Genomic DNA, 19,109 nt, shown 5'->3' on the forward strand with positions numbered 1-19,109 from the left:
CCGGAGCATCGATCTCGATGTTCCGGTCTTTCGTTTCACGCAGCAGCACTTCCCTGCGCGACGATGACCGGGATCAGAAGATCGCCCCAGTTGCCGCCCCCGCCGTGATGGCGGGCTGAGCGGACGAGTTCAACGGAAACACCGGCCTCAACTGCCTTCATGACGGCCTGATTGAGGCGGTGCAGATCGTTGGCCAGCATGCGGATGGCGACCTGTTGATCCTGCGTCATGGCGGAGGACTGCTCCTCGGCGCGTTCCTTGACGTGGGTCTTGATGGGGTTATGGGCATTCATGGCATTTCTCCTCTCTTTATTGGTTGGGGTTCTTGATGCGATTTGCAAGCCCTTCCCGTTCAAGGGAAGGGCAGTTTTCCAGTTTATTCCGCCGCCGGGCGGAACTGGTCGTGCTCGGTGGATTCCTGCATCGCGGTGGTCGAAGACGTGCCGCCCGAGATTGCCAGCGACACGGCGTCGAAGTAGCCGGTGCCGACTTCGCGCTGGTGTTTGGTGGCGGTGTAGCCGTTAACCTCGGCCGCGAATTCCGCTTCCTGAAGCTCGGAATAGGCCGCCATCTGCCGCTCCTTGTAGCCGCGCGCCAGTTCGAACATGCCGTAATTCAGCTGGTGGAAGCCGGCCAGCGTGATGAACTGGAACTTGTAGCCCATCGCCCCGAGTTCGCGCTGGAACTTGGCAATGGTCGCGTCGTCGAGGTGCTTTTTCCAGTTGAACGACGGCGAGCAATTGTAAGCGAGCTTCTTGCCGGGATGCACCTTGTGCACGCCCTCGGCAAACCTGCGCGCCTGCTCGAGATCTGGCTTGGAGGTCTCGCACCAGATCAGATCGCAATAGGGCGCATAGGCCACCGCACGGGCGATGCAGGGTTCAAGACCGTTCTTCACCTGATAGAAGCCCTCGACGGTGCGTCCGGCATCGTAATCAACGAAGGGCTGGTCGCGCTCGTCAATGTCAGAGGTCAAAAGCTTGGCTGCCTCCGCATCGGTGCGGGCGATGACCAGCGTCGGCACGCCCATGACGTCGGCTGCAAGTCGTGCCGCCGTCAGGTTGCGAATATGCGCCGCCGTGGGGATCAGAACCTTCCCGCCGAGATGGCCGCACTTCTTTTCAGATGCCAGCTGGTCTTCATAGTGAACACCGGCTGCACCGGCCTCGATGAATGCTTTCATGATCTCGAAGGCGTTGAGCGGTCCCCCGAAACCTGCTTCCGCATCGGCAACGATCGGCGCGAACCACGTGTCGACCGAAAGGCCCTTGCCCTCTGCCGTCTCGATCTGGTCTGCCCGTTGCAAGGTGCGGTTGATGCGCTTTGCAAGCTCTGGCGCCGCATTGGCGGGGTAGAGCGATTGGTCCGGATACATGGCGGAGGCCGTGTTGGCATCTGCCGCAACCTGCCAGCCGGAAAGATAGATCGCCTTCAGCCCGGCGCGAACCATCTGCATGGCCTGGTTGCCGGAAAGCGCGCCGAGCGCATTGATGAAATTCTCTTCGTTGATCAGCTTCCATAGCCGGTTGGCACCCATCTCGGCCAGCGAATGGCGGATTTCAACGGAGCCGCGCAGCCGCTCCACGTTGGCGGCGGTATAAGTGCGCTCAATGCCGTCGAAGCGTCCCTGCGGTGCGCCCGGAACAAGTTTGTAAAAATCCATCATACTTCTCTCTCCCATGACAAATGCAGTTTCAGAAACGTGCTGTCTTCAACTGTGTGAAGCGCCGTTCGATGTGACTACATTTACATTTTCATGAGTTTGAGCGCCAGAACAAACATAAAAACAGTGACTTGAAAGAGGTTATGCTGTAGTGTGCATGACAGGGTGGAGCTGTAAAATTGTAAATTTTGTAAAAGCCTCATGCCCGGCGATTTTGTAACAGACTTGTATGAGTCTTTCGATGTGAGGTTGAGGCTGTGTCGGAAAACAAGATTTTTGCTGGCCCGCGCGTACGTCGTATTCGCAATGGTCTGGCCCTGACGCAAACGGCCATGGCCGAGGCGCTGGCAATCTCGCCTTCCTACCTCAATCTCATCGAGCGCAATCAGCGGCCGCTGACCGTGCAGCTGCTCTTGAAGCTCGCTTCAGTCTACAAGGTGGATCTGGACGACCTGCAAGGCGAGAGTGCCGGTTCCGCCGGGCAATTGCGCGAGGTCTTCGCCGATCCGCTCTTGGTGGGCGAGGTGCCGTCGCCGCAGGAGCTGATCGAGGTGGCAGATGCCGCGCCCAATGCGGCAAGTGGCGTCGTCAAGCTGTACAGGGCGTATCGGGAACAGGCGCAGCGCCTTTCCGACCTCTCGGATCTTCTGGCGCGCGAAGGGCATGAGACGGCGCTTTCCTCCACCCGACTGCCGATCGACGAGGTGCGGCACGTCTTTGAAAACCGGCCGGCCTATGTCCATTTCATCGATGCGGCGGCAGAAGAACTGCACAGGCAATTGTCGGCGGGCGAAGATCTCGCCGCGGGCCTTCGCGCATGGCTTCAGAAAAACCACGGTATCGTGGTCAGAACTCTGCCGGTCCATGCCATGCCCAATCTGCGGCGGCGTTATGACCGCCATTCCATGCGGCTGTTTTTGTCCGAGCGCCTGTCGCAGCCGGATCAGCTCAGGGAAATGGCGATGGAAACCTGTCTTCTGGCGCTTCGCGACGAGATTGGCGCGGAGCTGGAGACGCTTGGCCTGAAGGGGGAGGAGGCGCGGCGCATCGCCCGCTTCGAGCTGGCGCGTTATGCCGCCCACGCCCTGATGATGCCCTATGGTGCGTTTTTGAGTGCCTCCCAGCGCGCGAAATACGATCTCGATGTCCTGCGGTCGCGCTTCAATGTGTCGTTCGAGCAGGCCGCCAACAGGCTCGTCAGCCTGCAACGGCCGACGGCTGCGGCAATCCCGTTCTTTTTGATGGAGACTGACAATGCCGGTAACCGTTTCCGTCTTGCGGGCGCCGGTGGTTTCCCGAGGGCACGGTTTGGTGGCCTCTGTCCGCGTCTTAATATCCACGCAGCTTTTGCCCAGCCGGGGCAGGTGCTGGTGGAGCCGGTGGAGATGCCTGACGGTGACGCCTTCCTGACTGTGTCGCGCACACTTGAAGGCCCGCAGGCCGGTTTCGGCGAAAGGGTGCGGCGAACGGCAGTGCTTCTGGGCTGCGATCTCGCCCAGGCCGGGGAGACGGTCTACGGGGCTGCCGGCGCAGGTGGGCCGACCATTGCCATTGGTCCCTCGTGCCGGCTGTGTGAAAGGCAGGGCTGTCTGTCGCGGGCGGAGGCCCCGCTGACGAGGCCGCTCGGCCTGGACGAAATGGTGACCGGTCTTAGTGTTTTCGACTTCCAGTAGAGGTTTCGCATCACTTTTTTTCCGGTGGAACACATTCGGTTGAAAATGCTGTGCTGCACATTTCCCGCTTGCTCCCTTTTGTTTTCCTTTCTAGTCTCACTAAAAAAGGGGATCACGCTTCCGTCACGAGGATGCGTTAACAGGAGAAATCATGAAAAACCGTTCGCTCCGTTTCACTTTGGCTCTCACGACGGCGCTCGTTGCTGCAGGCTCGGCAATGGCCCAGGAGAAGGTCGTTCACGTCTTTAACTGGTCGGATTATATCGACGAATCGATCCTCACCGATTTCACCAAGGAAACCGGCATAAAGGTCGTTTACGATGTATTCGACAGCAACGAACTCGTGGAAACGAAGCTTCTGGCCGGCAGCTCCGGCTACGACGTGGTGGTGCCGACTGGCCCCTTCCTCGCCCGCCAGATCAATGCCGGTGTTTTCCAGAAACTCGACAAGTCCAAGTTGCCGAATCTGAAGAACATGTGGCCGGATGTCTCCGAGCGTCTGGCGAAATACGACCCCGGCAACGAGTATGCCGTGAACTACATGTGGGGCACAACAGGCATCGGCTATAACGTCGCCAAGGTGAAGGCGGCTCTCGGTGATGTTCCGGTCGACAGCTGGGATATTCTCTTCAAGCCGGAAAATGCCGAAAAGCTTAAATCCTGTGGCATCAATATTCTCGATGCATCGGACGAGACCTTCGCCATCGCGATGAATTACCTCGGCAAGAACCCGGACAGCAAGGAAACGGCCGATCTGGAAGCGGGCGGTGCCGTCTATTCGAAGATCCGTCCCTTTGTGAAGACCTTCAACTCCTCCGCCTATATCGACGAGCTGGCAAATGGCGACAGCTGCATCACGATCGGCTGGTCGGGTGACATTCTTCAGGCGAAAAAGCGTGCCGAAGAAGCCAAGAACGGCGTCGAGGTGAACTACGTCATCCCGAAGGAAGGCACCTATATGTGGTTCGACAACCTTGCCATCCCGGCGGATGCCAAGAATGTCGAGGAAGCTCACACCTTCATAAATTACCTGATGCGCCCGGAAGTCATCGCCAAGGCGTCCAACTATGTTCAGTATGCGAACGGCAACCTTGCCTCGCAGGCGCTGATGGATCCGTCGGTTGCCAAGAACCCGGCGGTCTACCCCAATGCCGAGACGATGAAGAAGCTCTTCACCATCTCACCCTACGGACCGAAGGAACAGCGTGTCTTGAACCGTGTCTGGACGCAGATAAAGACCGGTAGCTGATAGCTCCGCGCGCTGGTTGAGAAACGGCCGGCGGGCCTGTTTCTCTGATACCTTGCCGGCAGGTCACGCAACCTGCCGGCGCTGCCCGCCTCATGGCATCGGACCGAAAAGTGTGACGCTGTTTTCGGGAAATCCGATGCTCAAATCTACAAAATCAACGGGATTTGAGGGTAGGGTGAATGGCGAAAACTCTGGGGCCGGTCAAACGCAAATTTAGCCCTTGGGACAATCCCGATGCGGTTCCCTTCATCCGGTTTGAAAACGTCACCAAGCGGTTTGGCGATTTCGTCGCCGTCGATAATCTGACGCTCGATATTTACGAACGGGAGTTCTTTTCGCTGCTCGGTCCTTCCGGCTGCGGCAAGACCACGCTGATGCGCATGCTGGCCGGTTTCGAGGAACCGACCAATGGGCGTATTCTCCTTCAGGGCAAGGATATTTCCGGCGTGCCGCCCTACAAGCGCCCGACCAATATGATGTTTCAGTCCTACGCCCTTTTCCCGCATATGTCGGTGGAGAAGAACATTGCCTTCGGTCTGGAGCAGGACGGTCTGCCCAAGGCAGAAATATCCTCGCGGGTCGAGGAAATGCTGCGGCTCGTCAAGCTCAGCGAGTTTGCCAAGCGCAAGCCGAGCCAGCTTTCGGGCGGCCAGCGGCAGCGCGTGGCGCTTGCCCGCTCGCTTGCCAAGCGGCCGAAGGTGCTTTTGCTGGATGAACCGCTCGGTGCGCTCGACAAGAAGCTGCGCGAGGAAACCCAATTCGAGCTGATGGACATCCAGACCAATCTCGGCCTCACCTTCCTGATCGTCACCCATGACCAGGAAGAGGCAATGACGGTGTCGGACCGGATCGCGGTCATGGACAAGGGCATTGTGGTGCAGGTGGCAACGCCTGCCGAAATCTACGAGGCGCCGAACAGCCGTTACGTGGCGGATTTCATCGGCGACATCAATATTTTCGACGCCAATGTCGTCACTAACGCGTCCGATATCGGCAAGCCGGGACTGGTGACACTCGATTGCGACGGGCTGACAGTTGCAGTGGAGCAGGAATGCGCCGCTGTCACCGGAAGCCGGGTGGCTTTCGCCATCCGCCCGGAAAAGGTCCGCATCTCGCTCGATCAACCCACCGACAGCGCCGTCAATTCCGCTTATGGCGAAGTCTGGGATATCGGCTATCTCGGTTACTTCTCGGTGTTCATCGTCAAGCTTGCCGATGGCCGTGTCATCCGTGCAGCGCAGGCGAATGTCTCGCGTCTCGTGGATCGCCCGATCACCTTCGGCGATATGGTGTGGTTGAACTGGAAACAGGATTCCGGTCTTGTGCTAACGCACTGAGGGAGGCTTTTATGGCGATCACCACTCCTGAAAACCGGCAAAGTCCCTGGCGATGGCTGGTCGTCGCCGTTCCCTATTTCTGGCTGATGCTGTTTTTCGCAGCGCCCTTTTTCATCATTTTCAAAATATCGCTTTCGGATACGGCGATATCCATGCCGCCCTATACGCCAGTCTTCGAAGGGTTTTCGAAGCTTGGCGCGTTCTTCTCGCAGCTGGATTTCGAAAACTACCTGTTTCTGACGGAAGACCCGCTCTACATCGACGCCTATCTCTCGTCGCTGCGCATCGCATTCATCTCCACCTTCCTGCTGTTACTGATCGGTTATCCCATGGCTCTTGCCATGGCGCGTTCGCCGTCATCCATCCGCCCGACGCTGGTGATGCTGGTCATCCTGCCGTTCTGGACCTCGTTCCTTATCCGCGTTTACGCCTGGATCGGTATTCTGAAGCCCGAAGGTCTGCTGACGGTGCTGTTCCAATGGCTCGGTTTTCTGGGGCCGGACCAGCAGGTCAATATCTTCCGCACCGAGACGGCGATCTTCATCGGCATCGTCTATTCCTATCTGCCGTTCATGGTGCTGCCGCTTTATTCGGCGCTGGAAAAACTCGACAATACGCTTCTGGAAGCGGCGGCCGATCTGGGTTGCCCGCCCTGGAAAGCCTTCTGGAAGATTACCTTCCCGCTGTCGCTTCCGGGCGTGGTGGCCGGGTCGATGATCTGTTTCATCCCGATAACCGGCGAATTCGTCATTCCTGATCTGCTTGGCGGTGCGCAGACGCTGATGATCGGCAAGACGCTCTGGACTGAATTCTTCGGCAACCGCGACTGGCCCCTGGCATCCGCCGTTGCGGTGCTGCTTCTACTGTTGCTGGTGGTGCCCATCGCCATCTTCCAGAACCAGCAGAAGAAAGTCGGGTGAGGCCATGAAACGCGGAAAATTCGACATCACCGTCCTGACCCTCGGTTTTGCCTTTCTCTACATCCCGATCATCATCCTGATCGTTTATTCCTTCAATGCCTCGAAGCTGGTCACCGTCTGGGGCGGATTTTCGCTGCAATGGTACAAGTCCATGTGGTCGAACCAGGGGCTGATGGATGCAGCCTGGGTGACGCTTCGTGTCGGTATTTTGAGCGCCACCATCGGCACCATCCTCGGAACGCTGGCGGCGCTGTCTCTGACGCGCTTTGCGCGCTTTCCGGGACGCGTGCTGTTTTCGGGCATGATCTATGCGCCGCTCGTCATGCCGGAGGTCATTACCGGTCTGTCGCTGCTTTTGCTGTTCGTGGCCGTCGGGGTGGATCGCGGCTTCTGGACGGTGGTCATCGCACACACCACCTTCACCATGTGTTATGTGGCAATCGTCGTGCAGTCGCGCCTGTTGACCTTTGATCGCAGCCTCGAGGAAGCAGCGCTCGATCTCGGTTGCCCGCCGGTCAAGACCTTCTTCAAAATTACCCTGCCGCTGATCTTCCCGGCCGTCATCGCCGGCTGGATGCTGGCGTTTACGCTGTCGCTCGATGATCTCGTGATCGCAAGTTTCGCCACCGGTCCGGGTGCGACGACGCTGCCGATCAAGATTTATTCGCAGGTTCGTCTTGGTGTCACACCTGAGATCAACGCCATCTGCACGATCCTTATCGGGCTTGTCACAATCGGCGTGATTGTCGCTTCCATCGCCTCAAAACGCACGGAACTCCAGCGAATGAAGGACGAACACGCAGCCGCGCGCAACTGATCGAATATTCCTCTCCGATTTCTACGCGTTACTGTTGAGGCGTCGATAAAATTAGAAACCTGTAATTTAGTTTTTGACTTTTACGGTCTCAAAATAGGAATTATCGTCGGTAATTGATCGATTTTGGTTTTAACCGCTTGTTAATAGGAGTTGGCGGAAAGTAAATCCCAACGCAGGGCTGTCAAACTTTAGATAGCCGGGATTGATAATTTCCATATGGCGAGGTTGTCCCCCTTTCTCTCGTTAAAAAAGCACAACTAATACAGGCGGCCGAGAGGCCGCCTTTCTTTTTGCCGCCCTGCGGGTTGCCTTCAGCGGTTTTCCGGATGATCCATCGATTTCGACACGAGAAGCACGGGGATAAGCCCGGCAATGATGATGATGATCGCCGGCACGGCGGCATCCTGCACCCTTGAGCGGGACGCGTCTTCATAGACCAGCGTGGCGAGCGTGTTGAAGCCGAAGGGCCGCAGCAGGATCGTCGCCGGCAGCTCCTTCATGGATTCGATCAGTACCAGAAGAAAGGCTGTCAGCGCCGCAGGCCGCATATTCGGCAACAGCACCTTGAACAGTGTCTGCAACCGGTTGCGCCCAAGCGTTCGCGAGGCCATGTCGATATGCGGCGAGAGCTTCTGGAACCCGGCATCAAGCGTTCCCTCCGCCATGGTCATGAAGCGCACCGAATGGGCGTAGATGATGGCAAAGGCAGTGCCTGACAGCAGCAGGCCGCTCGAAAATCCGAAATGGGAGCGGACAAACCAGTCGACGTGATTGTCGAGACCGGCCAGGGGAATGAGCACGCCGATGGCGAGCACCGTTCCCGGCACGCCATATCCCATGGAGCCAAGTCGCGCGGCCACCTTTGACGTGCGCGAGCGCTCGGTGCGGATGGCATAGGAAAATACGAAAGCTGCAATCAGAGTGACGAAGGCGGCGGAAAGCGAGACCTCAAGACTGTGACCGAGTGCTTTCAGCAGCTTCGGCGCAAACAGCGCATCCAGCCTTTTTGCGGCGTAACCGCCAAGGACGATGACGGGAATGAGGAAACCACTCGCCACGGGAACGATGCAGAAGAGGCTCGCAGACCAGCGCCGCCAGCCGCGAAGGCTTTTCAAACGGTGGCGTTGTGCCATGGTCGTGGCTTTTGGAGCGGCAAAGCGCTGTTTTTCGCGTGCGTTGCGTTCGATGAAGATCAACGCGCCGACGATGAGCAGAATGACGGCGGCGATCTGTGTGGCATTGGCAAGATTGCTGCGATTGAGCCAGGTCTCGTAAATCGTGAAAGTCAGCGTCTGGACACCGAGATATTCGACAGCGCCAATATCGTTCAGCGTTTCCATCAGAACCAGCGAAAGACCGATGGCGATCGCCGGCCGCGCCATTGGCAATTGCACGGAAAAGAATACGCCAAGCGGTTTCGCACCAAGTGTGCGCGCAGCTTCGGCCGCAAACCGTCCCTGCATGGAAAAGGCGGCGCGGGCCGAGAGATAGACATAAGGGTAAAGCACCGAACTCAGAACCACCACGGCGCCGCCAAGCGAGCGTACGTCCGGAAACCAGTAGTCGCGGATGCTGTGATAGCCGAAGACGGCGCGAAGGGCGCTTTGTACCGGGCCGGTGAAATCGAGGAACTCGCCGAAAGCATAGGCTGCCAGATACGAGGGAATGGCGAGCGGCAGGACAAGTGCCGCCGACAATACCCGCCGCAAAGGGAATTCGAATGTGGTGACGAGCCAGGCGCAGACAATGCCGAACAATGCCGTCGTTGCGGCCGTCATCGCCAGCAGCAGGAAGGTGCGAAACCCGGCGCGCGGCAGAACGTTGGCTAGAAGGTGTTGCCATCCTTCCGTGCTGCCGGTCAGCGCCAGCCAGAAGACCGCCAGAACAGGCATGGCGGCGATGGCTGCGACGATGACCGCCGTGATGGGCAACAATGAAACGCGTCTTGTTGCCGGAATGGAAACCGTCATGGAAATGCCAGCCTGCTGTCCTGCGAAAGCCTCAACCGGCTGTCCGTTTAGCCGGCGGTTCCCGCATTGCTACGCCCGCATGGCCTCAGTTGGCAAGAACCCGCTGCGACGGAAAGGTAATTTCCACCAGCGTTCCCTCGTTCGGTGTCGAGGTGATGGAGAAGTTCGCCCGGTTGGCGTCCACCATCGCCTTGGTCAAGGGAAGGCCGAGCCCTGTGCCATCGCCGCGCACGCGCTTGCCCGATGACGCCACCTGCCGGAACGGCTTCATGGCCTGTTCCAACTCAGCTCGGGTCATGCCGATGCCGGTGTCGCGGATACGCAGCGCGACGCTGCCATTGGCCTCATAGGCAGTGGAAACCACGATCTGGCCGCCTGATGGCGTGAAGCGGATAGCGTTCGACAGGATGTTGAGTACGATCTGCTTGATCGAGCGCAGGTCGGCAACGATCTGTGGAACGGATTGCGAAAGCGCCGTGCGGATGATGACACGCTGATTGTTGGCCTGCGGCTGCACCAGCGAGACCGCCTCGGCCACCGTCTCGTTCAGCGGAACCGCGATGAAATCGACATCCATCTGACCGGCTTCGATCTTGGAGATGTCGAGGAGGTCGTTGACGATATCGAGCACATGCCGGCCCGAACGTCCGATATCATTGGAATACTCCACATAACGCGGATGACCGATCGGCCCGAAACGCTCGGTCGCCATCATGTCCGCAAAGCCGATGATGGCGTTGAGAGGCGTGCGGATTTCGTGGCTGACACGCGCAAGAAAATCGGTCTTGTGTGCATTGGCGGTTTCCGCCGCGCGCTTGGCGTTGCGTAACTCTTCTTCCGTGCGCTTCCACTGGGTGATGTCACGGATGACCACGCAATAGCCGTGCGAGGATTTGAGCCGCCCGATCGTCATGAACAGCGGCAGAAAACCGCCGGATGCCTCGCGGCCAATCACCTCGCGGCCATCGTTCAGCACGCTGGCGACACCGTTATTGGCTAGGCCGGAAAGATAGTCCAGCACCGCGCGCTGGCTCTCATGCGCAAACAGGGTGACGAAGGGCTTTCCTGCGATTTCGCCATTGTCGTAGTTGAATAGCGCACTGGCGGAGCGATTGAGCGAACGGATTTCGCCGTCGTCTCCCAAAAGCACCACGCCATCCGTTGCCGTTTCCAGAATGGAATGCAGTTCTTCGACTTCGCCCTGCAATACGGAAACGCTGCCTGCGTCGGCACTCGCGGTTTCCGCCGCTGACGTATTCTCGTTGGCTGCCGTAACCGGTGCCTGCTTTTCTTCCAGCGGAACCAGCGACAGCATCAGCGCCTTGGTGTCTTCCCAGCGGATGGATTGCAGCCGTGCCTTGACCGGAATGATGTCATTTTCGGCGCTGACGACGACCATGCCGCCTTCGTTATCAGGCATATCCTCAAGCTCCTGCCGTTGCAGCAGGGCTTCCAGTCCACCGACCTCGTCCAATTCATCAAGAGAGCCGTAGCCCGTCAGCCGCAGGAAATCCGGATTGGCATGGATCAGCCTGTCACCGGCATGCACCAGCAGTGCCACGGGCATCTGGTCCAGCGTTTCGGCGCTCAGCGCATCGGCGGGGCGCAGCTGTGGGCTAACCATCACAGCGGCGATATCGGCCGCCGGTACCACCTCGGTGAAGGCGACTGTCTTTTCTTCGATGTGGATTTCATCGGCAGGCTTGTTCGTGGCCGCAGGGCGTTCGCCGCGAACATAGTCCGCGAAGAGATCGTCTTCCTCAGCCGGTTCTGCGGCATTAACGTCTTCTTCCAGCACGGGCGGCAGGTCCACCTGCGTTACCGCGTCGATATCGTCTTGGATATGCTGTGCAGCCGGATCGGTAGAAGGAGCGTCTTCTTCCGCCTTCGGGCCTTCGTCTGAAACGGCATCTACGGGTGCCAGCGTCCGGCCGATTTCGCGGAAGGCGGCCTGCTCGCCTGCGGTCAGGCCCTCGCGGGAGCGCCAGCGGCGCTCTTCCAGATGGACGACCTTGTCGGAGTAGGGCTCCGGCTCTGGTTCCGGGGTCGGTACGATTGCCAAGGCCGGCACTTCGAATTCCGGCGGGCTGTAATCGTGGGGCCGCTCTTCGTCCGAAATCTCGGCTGGCGCATCTTCAGCGGCCGGGATTTCCTCATCGAGCTCATCGAGAAAAGCCAGCAATTCCTCGTCTTCATCCGCGGCAGCCGGCTGCGGCAAAACCTCGGTTTGAAGGATGTCTTCGCCGTGCAGGAAGGTGAGGCCGGTGGCGTGCGGATCCTCTGCGGCATCGGCCAGCCGCACGATGCCGAAACCACGGAAACCGTCAAATTCGCGCGAGCGCGTATAGGTGGGAAGGGCGGCGAGATCGATCGGCACCATGAGAGACGTGCCTTCAACCGGCCAATAGATCGTCTTGCCAGACCAGGTATCACGGCGGCCGAGAAGCTCGCGAATCTTGCCTTCCGGATCGAGATTGAACAGTGCCGCCACATCGGCAAAACTCATGCCTTCGACAGCTGCCGCCTTCGCGCCCACAGCCTCCGCAAATTCGTGCGAGATCGAGCTGAAGCGGCCCTCGGCATCGATTTTCCAGACGAAACGGGATGCACGCGCACCGGCGTTGAAGACAAAAGGCCGGGGTTCGTCGGTCGGTTCCACGGCCGCCGGGGCATCCTCTTCAACGGGTGCAGCGTCCTGCGCCGCTATTGTTTCAGCGACCTCATCTTCCGCCTCTGCGCGCTCCACGTCCGGGGCCTGTTCGGTATGGTCTTCGCTGGAAGCCTGACCAGCTGCCGGAACCTCTGCCTCATCCGCATCCAGTTCGAAGAGATCGGCAATATCGTCCGTCATCGCCGCATTCGCAGCCGTATCGGCATCCTCCAGCGGGACATCCGCCGGAGCATCCGTTTCTTCTTCTGCTGCAAGCAATGGCAGGACGGTTTCCTCATCCTGTTCCACAGTCACTTCGTCTTCGACGTCGGAAGGCAGTTCCGGCACGTCCTCCACATCTTCTATCCCGGCGACGGCGTCGAGCACGGAATCGAACGAGGCAGCCGTTGCGGCAACAGGCGCGGTCTCGGCGACCGGCAAAGCCGGTTGGGCGGCGGCCGGTGCTTCCTGCGGCTTGTCTTCGGCAAAGCCGTTAACGGGATCGAGCGTCCCGAGCGCGGTTTCGACCACGAACAACAGATTGAGTTCTGGCGATGTCGTGATCTGGCCGGCGGCGGCGGGCATGTAACCCTTGCCGGTCGGCACGGGCCGTTTGACGAGGTGGCCAGCCTGACCTGCGGCCATCCTAACCAGCGTCCTTGCCGTATGCGGCGTGATGCCGAGCGACGCAAACTTGGCCGAAGCGGCAACGACCTCGTTATCGCCATTGATGACAGCGATATGGATATCGGGATCGTCAAAGCCTTCAATCATGCGCCTTGCGCATTCCGCCGTGTCGGGTGCGGCCTGATCGGTGAGGGCGGAAAACAGAATAGCAGGCTGGCCCGGTTCGGCCTCGATGATTTCCGCCTTGGCGGTAACGGCAAGGCTGCGGAAGCCGGCATTGATACGAATGGTAAACGGCAGGCTGTCGCCCGTCTTCGAAAGACGCGCCGCCGTCGCGGCCAGCTGCCGGAAGGTCACGTCCTGCCGTTTGGGTCCCTGTTCCAGAAAATCATAGACCATCGGCGTGCCGAACAGCGCTGCACCGCGCCCATTGGCCCAGAGCGCACTCTGAAGATCGAGCGAGAACAAAGCCATCGCCTCGCCGCGCCCGAAACCTTCGCGCACCCGTTCATGCACTGCGATATCGATAAAGGGATACTGGACGGCGGGCATGTCGAAACCTATTCTGGCACTACCGGACCTTGCGAGGCTTTCGGCTTCCTCATGAAGCTGAAACGTAAACCCGCTGAGGCACCACGTTAACAGAATTTTAAATAACTTCACAGGGCGGCGCGGTCCACCGCCGCCTGAATGAATCGCCAAATAGAGTTAACATGAACAGGCCCGGCGAGACCCGTTCTGGCCCCGTTCCAGATTGCAAGCGGTATACCCGGCTATCGACTGTTACCAGCTCTGGCGCCATGAAAACCGCTTGCCTTTCCAAGCCTTTTTTCGCAAAATTCGCTGAAGGACTTGCAAATAGCGAAAACACCTTTTATGTCACCCCCCGTGGCGCCGGTTCGGCGTTTGATGTGCGGTTGTAGCTCAGTTGGTTAGAGCGCAGGTTTGTGGCACCTGAGGTCGGAGGTTCGAGACCCCCCAACCGTACCATCTCCAATTTCCTAAAATTCTTGAAAATCATTGCAGCGATTTCAAACCCGATTTGGGTTATCGCAAACGCATGTCTTTGCTGCGCGTCGACTGTGCGGTTTCCTCCCTTCCAAAAACCATTTGGCTAAAATCTCTTGCGCTGGTATTGTCCGCCCAACGAAACCTTATGAAAGCCAGCAGCATAGCGTCTACGCTTGTGCGCGGCGAAATGGACAAGACAGTGATCGACCCCGGAAACGGCCCAAAGCCGTCGGAACAAGGGGCGTCGGTGGCAAACAAAGGGAAAGCGAAGCGATCCCGTCGTGGCAAGAAAAACAGGCGTGACGGTAAACCCCGTGACGTTGCTGTGCTGTCGCATGATGTTGCCGCGGATGTTCCGGCCGGTTCCCCCTATGTATCGGCTCTCGAGCCGGATGCCGAACCGCGCAAAAGAAAGCGGCGTCGGCGTTCCCGTGGCAAAGGCACCTCCCATCAGACGCCGCCTGCTGCCAGTGAACAGCCAGAGGCTGTCATCGCAACGGATGCCACCAATCCATCCTCCGTGCCGCCTGCCGGTGGTCGCAAGTCGCGTAACCGCAAGCGGGCTCACCGTGATCCGCGCAGCCGCGATCCGCAGGGTCGCCCGCTGGTTCCCTCCCATGCGCCCCGACATGTTGGCAAGCAGAACGGTCGCGCCAATGGGACGGCTCAGGAACCGCACCGGCAACAATCCGAAATGTCCGCCCGTCACGGCGCCCGCCATCAAGAGCATGGCTCCGAATTCGCAACGGACATGTATGCGGCGCTCGATCTCGGAACCAATAATTGCCGACTGCTGATCGCGCAGCCGACACGGCCCGGCCAGTTCCGGGTCGTCGATGCCTTTTCGCGCATCGTCCGGCTGGGCGAGGGGCTGGTATCGACCGGCCGTCTTTCAGACGAAGCCATGGATCGCGCGGTGGAGGCTCTCAAGGTCTGCTCCTCGAAACTTGCTGGACGCCCGATCAGGCGTATGCGCCTCATCGCCACCGAAGCTTGCCGGGCAGCAACCAATGGCGAGGAGTTTCTGGAGCGGGTTACCCGGGAAACCGGGCTCAAGCTTGAGATCATCAGCCGCGAGACGGAAGCGCGTCTCGCCGTTTCGGGTTGCGCTTCCCTAGTCGGGCGTGAAGCCCGTTCGGTGGTGCTGTTCGATATAGGCGGCGGATCGTCGGAAATCGCGGTCATCAAGGTCGGCGAAAACCGTTCCAACCGGCTCGCCAACCACATCACCCACTGGACATCGTTGCCGGTCGGCGTTGTTACCCTCTCGGAACGCCATGGTGGCCGCGATGTGACGCCGGATGTGTTTGCCGCCATGGTGCGGGAAGTCGAAGGCCTGCTGGATGCCTTCCAGTGCCCGCCTCTGGCGCCGCTTGCGCATCACGAGGATTTTCACCTGATCGGAACCTCGGGTACGGTGACGACGCTTGCGGGCGTTCACCTCGACCTGCCGCGCTACGATCGCCGCAAGGTGGATGGCCTCTGGCTTTCAGATACCGAGGTGACGGCGATGCAGGACAAGCTTCTGGCATGGGATTTTGCCGGCCGCGCCGCCAATGCCTGCATCGGTCCTGACAGGGCCGATCTGGTTCTGGCCGGCTGCGCCATCCTCGAGGCCATTCGCCGTCGCTGGCCGGCGCGGCGCATGCGTGTGGCCGATCGCGGGCTGCGCGAAGGCCTGTTGACGGATATGATGGCGGATGACGGCGCATGGCGGCGTAACCGGATAAGGCGCATGCAGATGGCACGGCAGGACAGAACGGAAGGTTTGACATGAGCAAGGCGCCCACAAGCACCAATCGCACCGGCCGAAAGATCGGTCAGAAGGTCAAGAAGACCAAGCTCAAGGCTTCATCGCGCCGCTGGCTGGAACGTCATATCAACGACCCCTATGTGCAGCGCGCAAAGCTTGAAGGCTATCGCGCCCGCGCCGCCTTCAAGCTTCTGGAAATCAACGACAAGCACCAGATCCTGAAGGGTGCCACCCGCATCATCGACCTTGGTGCTGCACCCGGAAGCTGGTCGCAGATCGCTTCTAAGGTTACCGATTCCACCGAGGATGATATCCGCGTCGCCGCTATCGATTTTCTCGAAATCGATCCCATCCCCGGCGTGAAGATCCTGCAGCTTGACTTCCTCGATCCGACCGCACCGGACCAGTTGATGGAGGCCGTTGGCGGCACGCCGGATCTGGTACTGTCCGACATGGCCGCACCAACCACGGGCCACCAGAAGACGGACCACATCCGCACCATGCATCTGTGCGAAGTCGCGGCCGATTTCGCGGTTCAGGTGCTGGCGGAAGGCGGCCATTTCCTTGCCAAGACCTTCCAGGGCGGCACGGAAAAGGCCTTGCTCGACATGCTGAAGAAGAACTTCAAGCAGGTCCTGCATATCAAGCCGGCGTCCTCGCGCTCGGAATCGGTCGAAATGTTCCTGCTCGCCAAGCATTTCAAGGGCCGGACAGCCGAAACGCAGTCCGTTATGCACGTGGATGAGGCGGACGAAGACTAATCACTCTGCCGGTTGCGAGACCTTGCCGCGGTGGCCGGAAACGGCCGCGCCCGCTTGCGCGTCCATGCGGATGATCGGCACGATTGCAAACAGCGAAACGAGCGCCACGATGGTGAAGGCAACGTGGAAATCGGCGAGCTGCAGATGCGAGCCAGATAACATGCTGCTGACTTCCAGGATGGCGGCTGCGAAAGCCACGCCGAGCGCAAGGCTGATCTGTTGCAGCACGGATGCCATCGAAGTTGCCTGACTTGCCTGGCTGTCGTCTATATCGGAATAGCTGAGCGCGTTGGATCCGGTAAAGAAGAAGGAACGGGCAAAGCCCGCCGTGACCAGGCAGATCATGATCAGCGGGTAGGGCGTTTCCGGCGTGAAGAAGCTGTTGGCGAGCGTCGTGAAGGCGCCGACGATGCCGGCTCCGATCAGCGTTGATCTGAACCCCGTTGCGGCAAAGACCCGCTTGGCCATGAATTTCGTGGTGATCGCGCCGATTGCCCCGGCAAAGGTGATCATGCCTGACTGAAACGGGTTGAGCCCGAAACCGATCTGCAACATCAACGGCATCAGGAAGGGAATGGCGCCCGTGGAAATGCGGAAGGCGGTGCCGCCAACGGTGGCCGCCCGGAATGTCGGGTTGCGGAAAATGCGGAAATCCAGAATGGGGGCAGGGTGGTTTGCCGCGTGGCGCACATAAAGAAAGCCGCAGATGAAACCGATGACAGTCGAAGCGATGCCGATGGCGGGCGGCAGTGCAGGAAGGCTGACGACCGACACGCCGAAAACCACGCCCGATGCTGCAAGACCGGATAATACGAAACCCTTGCCGTCCATCGGTGGCGGATTGGTGGTCTCGATTTCCGGCAGGAAGATCGTCGACAGCCAGATGCCGATGACGCCGATGGGCACGTTGATGAGGAAAATCCAGTGCCATGAAAAATAGGTGGTGATGAAGCCGCCGATCGGCGGGCCGGTCAGAGGCCCGACAAGCGCCGGTATCGTCAAAAGCGCCATGGCGGAAACCAGCTCGCTGCGTTGCGTCGTCCGCAGGAGGACGAGGCGGCCAACGGGCGTCATCATCGCCCCGCCCATGCCTTGCAGGAAGCGCGAAACGACGAATTCGAATACCGATGACGAGACCGCGCAGCAGATCGAACCGACGACGAAGACGCCGATGGCGAAACGGAAGATTTTCTTGGCGCCGTATTTGTCGGCCATCCAGCCGCTGATGGGAATGAAAATCGCCAGCGACACCATATAGGCCGTCAGTGCGAGCTTGAGCGTGATCGGACCCACATGAAGATCGGCCGCAATGGCCGGAAGCGACGTTGCGATGACGGTGGAGTCCATCTGCTCCATGAAGAGAGCGACTGCCAGGATCAGGGGAATGATGCGGTTCATGAGGCTGCCTGCGGCTCTCCGCTGCGACAATGGTATCGCAGTTCCTCCTACGCCTGATGGGCCGACTTGCCAACACGTTAATTATCAATTTCTGAAGTTCCGATCAAACCTGCGTGAGGCCGGTTTTCTTGCAACTTTCTCGCTCTATTGTCCGTTGGGCAAAGTGACATTGGCGAGAATCGGGAGAAAAATGATGACTCAATCCTTGAGCATGAGCAGACGCGGCCTTATCGGTGTGGCGGGAGCAAGCGTTCTCGGCGCGCCGCTATTGATGGCGCGCACCGCAACGGCGCAGACGAACCAGCCGCAAACTTCCATGGAGATCAAACACGCCATGCCGCCTGAAACCAATCGCTTCAAGCTTGGTAATTTCGAAGTGCTTGTCGTGAAGGACGGCGCGCGCGCCGCGCCCAATCCGGGCGAGACCTTCGGCACCGATCAGTCGGCGGAAACCGTCGGCAAGCTGCTGGAAGACAATTTTCTGCCGAAGGAGCAATTCGTCAATTCCTTCTCGCCGGTTCTCGTAAATACCGGCACGGACCTCGTGCTGTTCGACACGGGTTTCGGCGAGTCCGGCCGTGGCGCTGGTAATGGCCGTCTTATCGAAGGCATGGCGGCTGCCGGTTACTCTCCTGAAGACGTGACCGTGGTGGTGCTGACCCACATGCACGGCGACCACATTGGCGGATTGATGTAAAAGGGCGCGCCGGCCTTCCCCAAGGCGCGTTATGTTTTCGGCCAGGCGGAATATGATTTCTGGACGGACGAGAAGCGGGTTGGCACGCCTGCCGAAGGCGGCCAGAAGGGCGTCATCGCCAACGTCAAACCGCTGGCGGAAAAGGCGACCTTCATCGGCGACGGCGCTGACGTGGTTTCCGGCATCACCGGCATTGCGGCGTTTGGCCATTCGCCGGGCCACATGATCTTCCGTGTCGAATCGGAAGGCAAGCAGCTGATCCTGACGGCTGATACGGCCAACCATTTCGTCCTGTCACTGCAAAAGCCGGATTGGGAAGTGAAGTTCGACATGGATAAGGCGGCGGCAGCTGCAACCCGCAAGAAGGTCTACGACATGATCGCCACGGACCGGTTGCCGTTCCTCGGCTATCACATGCCTTTCCCGGCTGTCGGTTACGCGGAAAAGCTGGATACGGGGTACCGTTTCGTGCCGAAGTCCTACCAGTTCGACATCTGATGCATATCGCGCAAAAGCGTTAAGCGGTTTTGCGATAACGACATGCGTAAAAACAAGCAGTTAAAGCGCGTCGTGCGGAACAGGG

The 19,109-nt window shown here is 59.3% G+C and carries 12 protein-coding genes, 1 tRNA gene and 1 pseudogene; 9 read left to right on the forward strand and 5 right to left on the reverse strand.

Annotation, left to right across the window (positions count from 1 at the left end):
* Nucleotides 1-35 precede the first annotated feature (35 nt).
* Both AB4Z23_RS02540 and aceA read right to left on the reverse strand, forming a co-directional pair.
* Nucleotides 36-293 (reverse strand): SMc00767 family acetate metabolism repressor, encoded by a 258-nt coding sequence (locus AB4Z23_RS02540; protein ID WP_003515151.1) that lies wholly within the window; start codon nucleotides 291-293, stop codon nucleotides 36-38.
* A gap of 83 nt (nucleotides 294-376) precedes the next feature.
* Nucleotides 377-1,666 (reverse strand): isocitrate lyase, encoded by a 1,290-nt coding sequence (gene aceA, locus AB4Z23_RS02545; protein ID WP_421477867.1) that lies wholly within the window; start codon nucleotides 1,664-1,666, stop codon nucleotides 377-379.
* Nucleotides 1,667-1,920: 254 nt separating this feature from the next.
* Here aceA and AB4Z23_RS02550 point away from each other — a divergent pair, with 254 nt between their 5' ends.
* The 5 genes from AB4Z23_RS02550 to AB4Z23_RS02570 all read left to right on the forward strand — a co-directional run bounded on the left by AB4Z23_RS02550 (nucleotide 1,921) and on the right by AB4Z23_RS02570 (nucleotide 7,659).
* Complete coding sequence (locus AB4Z23_RS02550) at nucleotides 1,921-3,336, forward strand: helix-turn-helix domain-containing protein (protein WP_421477868.1); 1,416 nt, start codon at nucleotides 1,921-1,923, stop codon at nucleotides 3,334-3,336.
* Between the two features lie 151 nt (nucleotides 3,337-3,487).
* Nucleotides 3,488-4,585, forward strand: coding sequence for a polyamine ABC transporter substrate-binding protein (locus AB4Z23_RS02555; RefSeq protein ID WP_003515154.1), 1,098 nt, complete (start codon nucleotides 3,488-3,490; stop codon nucleotides 4,583-4,585).
* Nucleotides 4,586-4,764: 179 nt separating this feature from the next.
* On the forward strand, nucleotides 4,765-5,922 hold the full coding sequence (locus AB4Z23_RS02560) for an ABC transporter ATP-binding protein (protein ID WP_441359981.1): 1,158 nt from the start codon (nucleotides 4,765-4,767) through the stop codon (nucleotides 5,920-5,922).
* Nucleotides 5,923-5,933: 11 nt separating this feature from the next.
* Nucleotides 5,934-6,842: an ABC transporter permease subunit gene (locus tag AB4Z23_RS02565; RefSeq protein ID WP_441359982.1), complete on the forward strand. Its 909-nt coding sequence runs from the start codon at nucleotides 5,934-5,936 to the stop codon at nucleotides 6,840-6,842.
* Nucleotides 6,843-6,846: 4 nt separating this feature from the next.
* Nucleotides 6,847-7,659, forward strand: a complete 813-nt coding sequence (locus AB4Z23_RS02570) for an ABC transporter permease (protein WP_003515157.1) — start codon at nucleotides 6,847-6,849, stop codon at nucleotides 7,657-7,659.
* A gap of 311 nt (nucleotides 7,660-7,970) precedes the next feature.
* Here AB4Z23_RS02570 and AB4Z23_RS02575 read toward each other — a convergent pair whose 3' ends face one another.
* A complete protein-coding gene (locus AB4Z23_RS02575; protein WP_421477869.1) occupies nucleotides 7,971-9,629 on the reverse strand; it encodes an ABC transporter permease in 1,659 nt (552 codons plus the stop codon).
* A gap of 85 nt (nucleotides 9,630-9,714) precedes the next feature.
* Nucleotides 9,715-13,458: an ATP-binding protein gene (locus AB4Z23_RS02580; protein ID WP_421477870.1), complete on the reverse strand. Its 3,744-nt coding sequence runs from the start codon at nucleotides 13,456-13,458 to the stop codon at nucleotides 9,715-9,717.
* A gap of 361 nt (nucleotides 13,459-13,819) precedes the next feature.
* Between AB4Z23_RS02580 and AB4Z23_RS02585 the strand changes: the two genes are divergently transcribed.
* From AB4Z23_RS02585 to AB4Z23_RS02595, 3 genes are all read left to right on the forward strand, one after another.
* A tRNA-His gene (locus tag AB4Z23_RS02585) sits at nucleotides 13,820-13,896 on the forward strand.
* Between the two features lie 166 nt (nucleotides 13,897-14,062).
* Entirely contained in the window at nucleotides 14,063-15,694 is a 1,632-nt protein-coding gene (locus AB4Z23_RS02590) for a Ppx/GppA phosphatase family protein (RefSeq protein WP_441359983.1), read from the forward strand.
* On the forward strand, nucleotides 15,691-16,431 hold the full coding sequence (locus AB4Z23_RS02595; RefSeq protein ID WP_003515161.1) for an RlmE family RNA methyltransferase: 741 nt from the start codon (nucleotides 15,691-15,693) through the stop codon (nucleotides 16,429-16,431). The genes AB4Z23_RS02590 and AB4Z23_RS02595 overlap by 4 nt, the downstream gene beginning before the upstream one ends.
* Here the strand turns inward: AB4Z23_RS02595 and AB4Z23_RS02600 are convergent, their stop codons facing one another.
* Nucleotides 16,432-17,829: an MDR family MFS transporter gene (locus AB4Z23_RS02600; protein ID WP_003515163.1), complete on the reverse strand. Its 1,398-nt coding sequence runs from the start codon at nucleotides 17,827-17,829 to the stop codon at nucleotides 16,432-16,434.
* 193 nt (nucleotides 17,830-18,022) lie between these two features.
* On the opposite strand from AB4Z23_RS02600, the pseudogene AB4Z23_RS02605 reads away from it, so the two are divergent.
* Nucleotides 18,023-19,024 (forward strand): annotated as a pseudogene (locus AB4Z23_RS02605) (MBL fold metallo-hydrolase).
* The last annotated feature ends 85 nt before the right edge of the window (nucleotides 19,025-19,109 follow it).

It is taken from the genome of Agrobacterium sp. MCAB5 (genome assembly GCF_052114365.1).
Taxonomy (GTDB): domain Bacteria; phylum Pseudomonadota; class Alphaproteobacteria; order Rhizobiales; family Rhizobiaceae; genus Agrobacterium; species Agrobacterium tumefaciens.

Bases quoted from the DNA above. Each gene is read 5' to 3' on its own strand.
- AB4Z23_RS02565 (WP_441359982.1), top strand. From the start codon at position 5,934: ATGGCGATCACCACTCCTGAAAACCGGCAAAGTCCCTGGCGATGGCTG.
- AB4Z23_RS02560 (WP_441359981.1), top strand. From the start codon at position 4,765: ATGGCGAAAACTCTGGGGCCGGTCAAACGCAAATTTAGCCCTTGGGAC.
- AB4Z23_RS02600 (WP_003515163.1), bottom strand. From the start codon at position 17,829: ATGAACCGCATCATTCCCCTGATCCTGGCAGTCGCTCTCTTCATGGAG.
- AB4Z23_RS02595 (WP_003515161.1), top strand. From the start codon at position 15,691: ATGAGCAAGGCGCCCACAAGCACCAATCGCACCGGCCGAAAGATCGGT.
- AB4Z23_RS02540 (WP_003515151.1), bottom strand. From the start codon at position 293: ATGAATGCCCATAACCCCATCAAGACCCACGTCAAGGAACGCGCCGAG.
- aceA (WP_421477867.1), bottom strand. From the start codon at position 1,666: ATGATGGATTTTTACAAACTTGTTCCGGGCGCACCGCAGGGACGCTTC.
- AB4Z23_RS02570 (WP_003515157.1), top strand. From the start codon at position 6,847: ATGAAACGCGGAAAATTCGACATCACCGTCCTGACCCTCGGTTTTGCC.
- AB4Z23_RS02575 (WP_421477869.1), bottom strand. From the start codon at position 9,629: ATGACGGTTTCCATTCCGGCAACAAGACGCGTTTCATTGTTGCCCATC.
- AB4Z23_RS02580 (WP_421477870.1), bottom strand. From the start codon at position 13,458: ATGCCCGCCGTCCAGTATCCCTTTATCGATATCGCAGTGCATGAACGG.
- AB4Z23_RS02590 (WP_441359983.1), top strand. From the start codon at position 14,063: ATGAAAGCCAGCAGCATAGCGTCTACGCTTGTGCGCGGCGAAATGGAC.
- AB4Z23_RS02555 (WP_003515154.1), top strand. From the start codon at position 3,488: ATGAAAAACCGTTCGCTCCGTTTCACTTTGGCTCTCACGACGGCGCTC.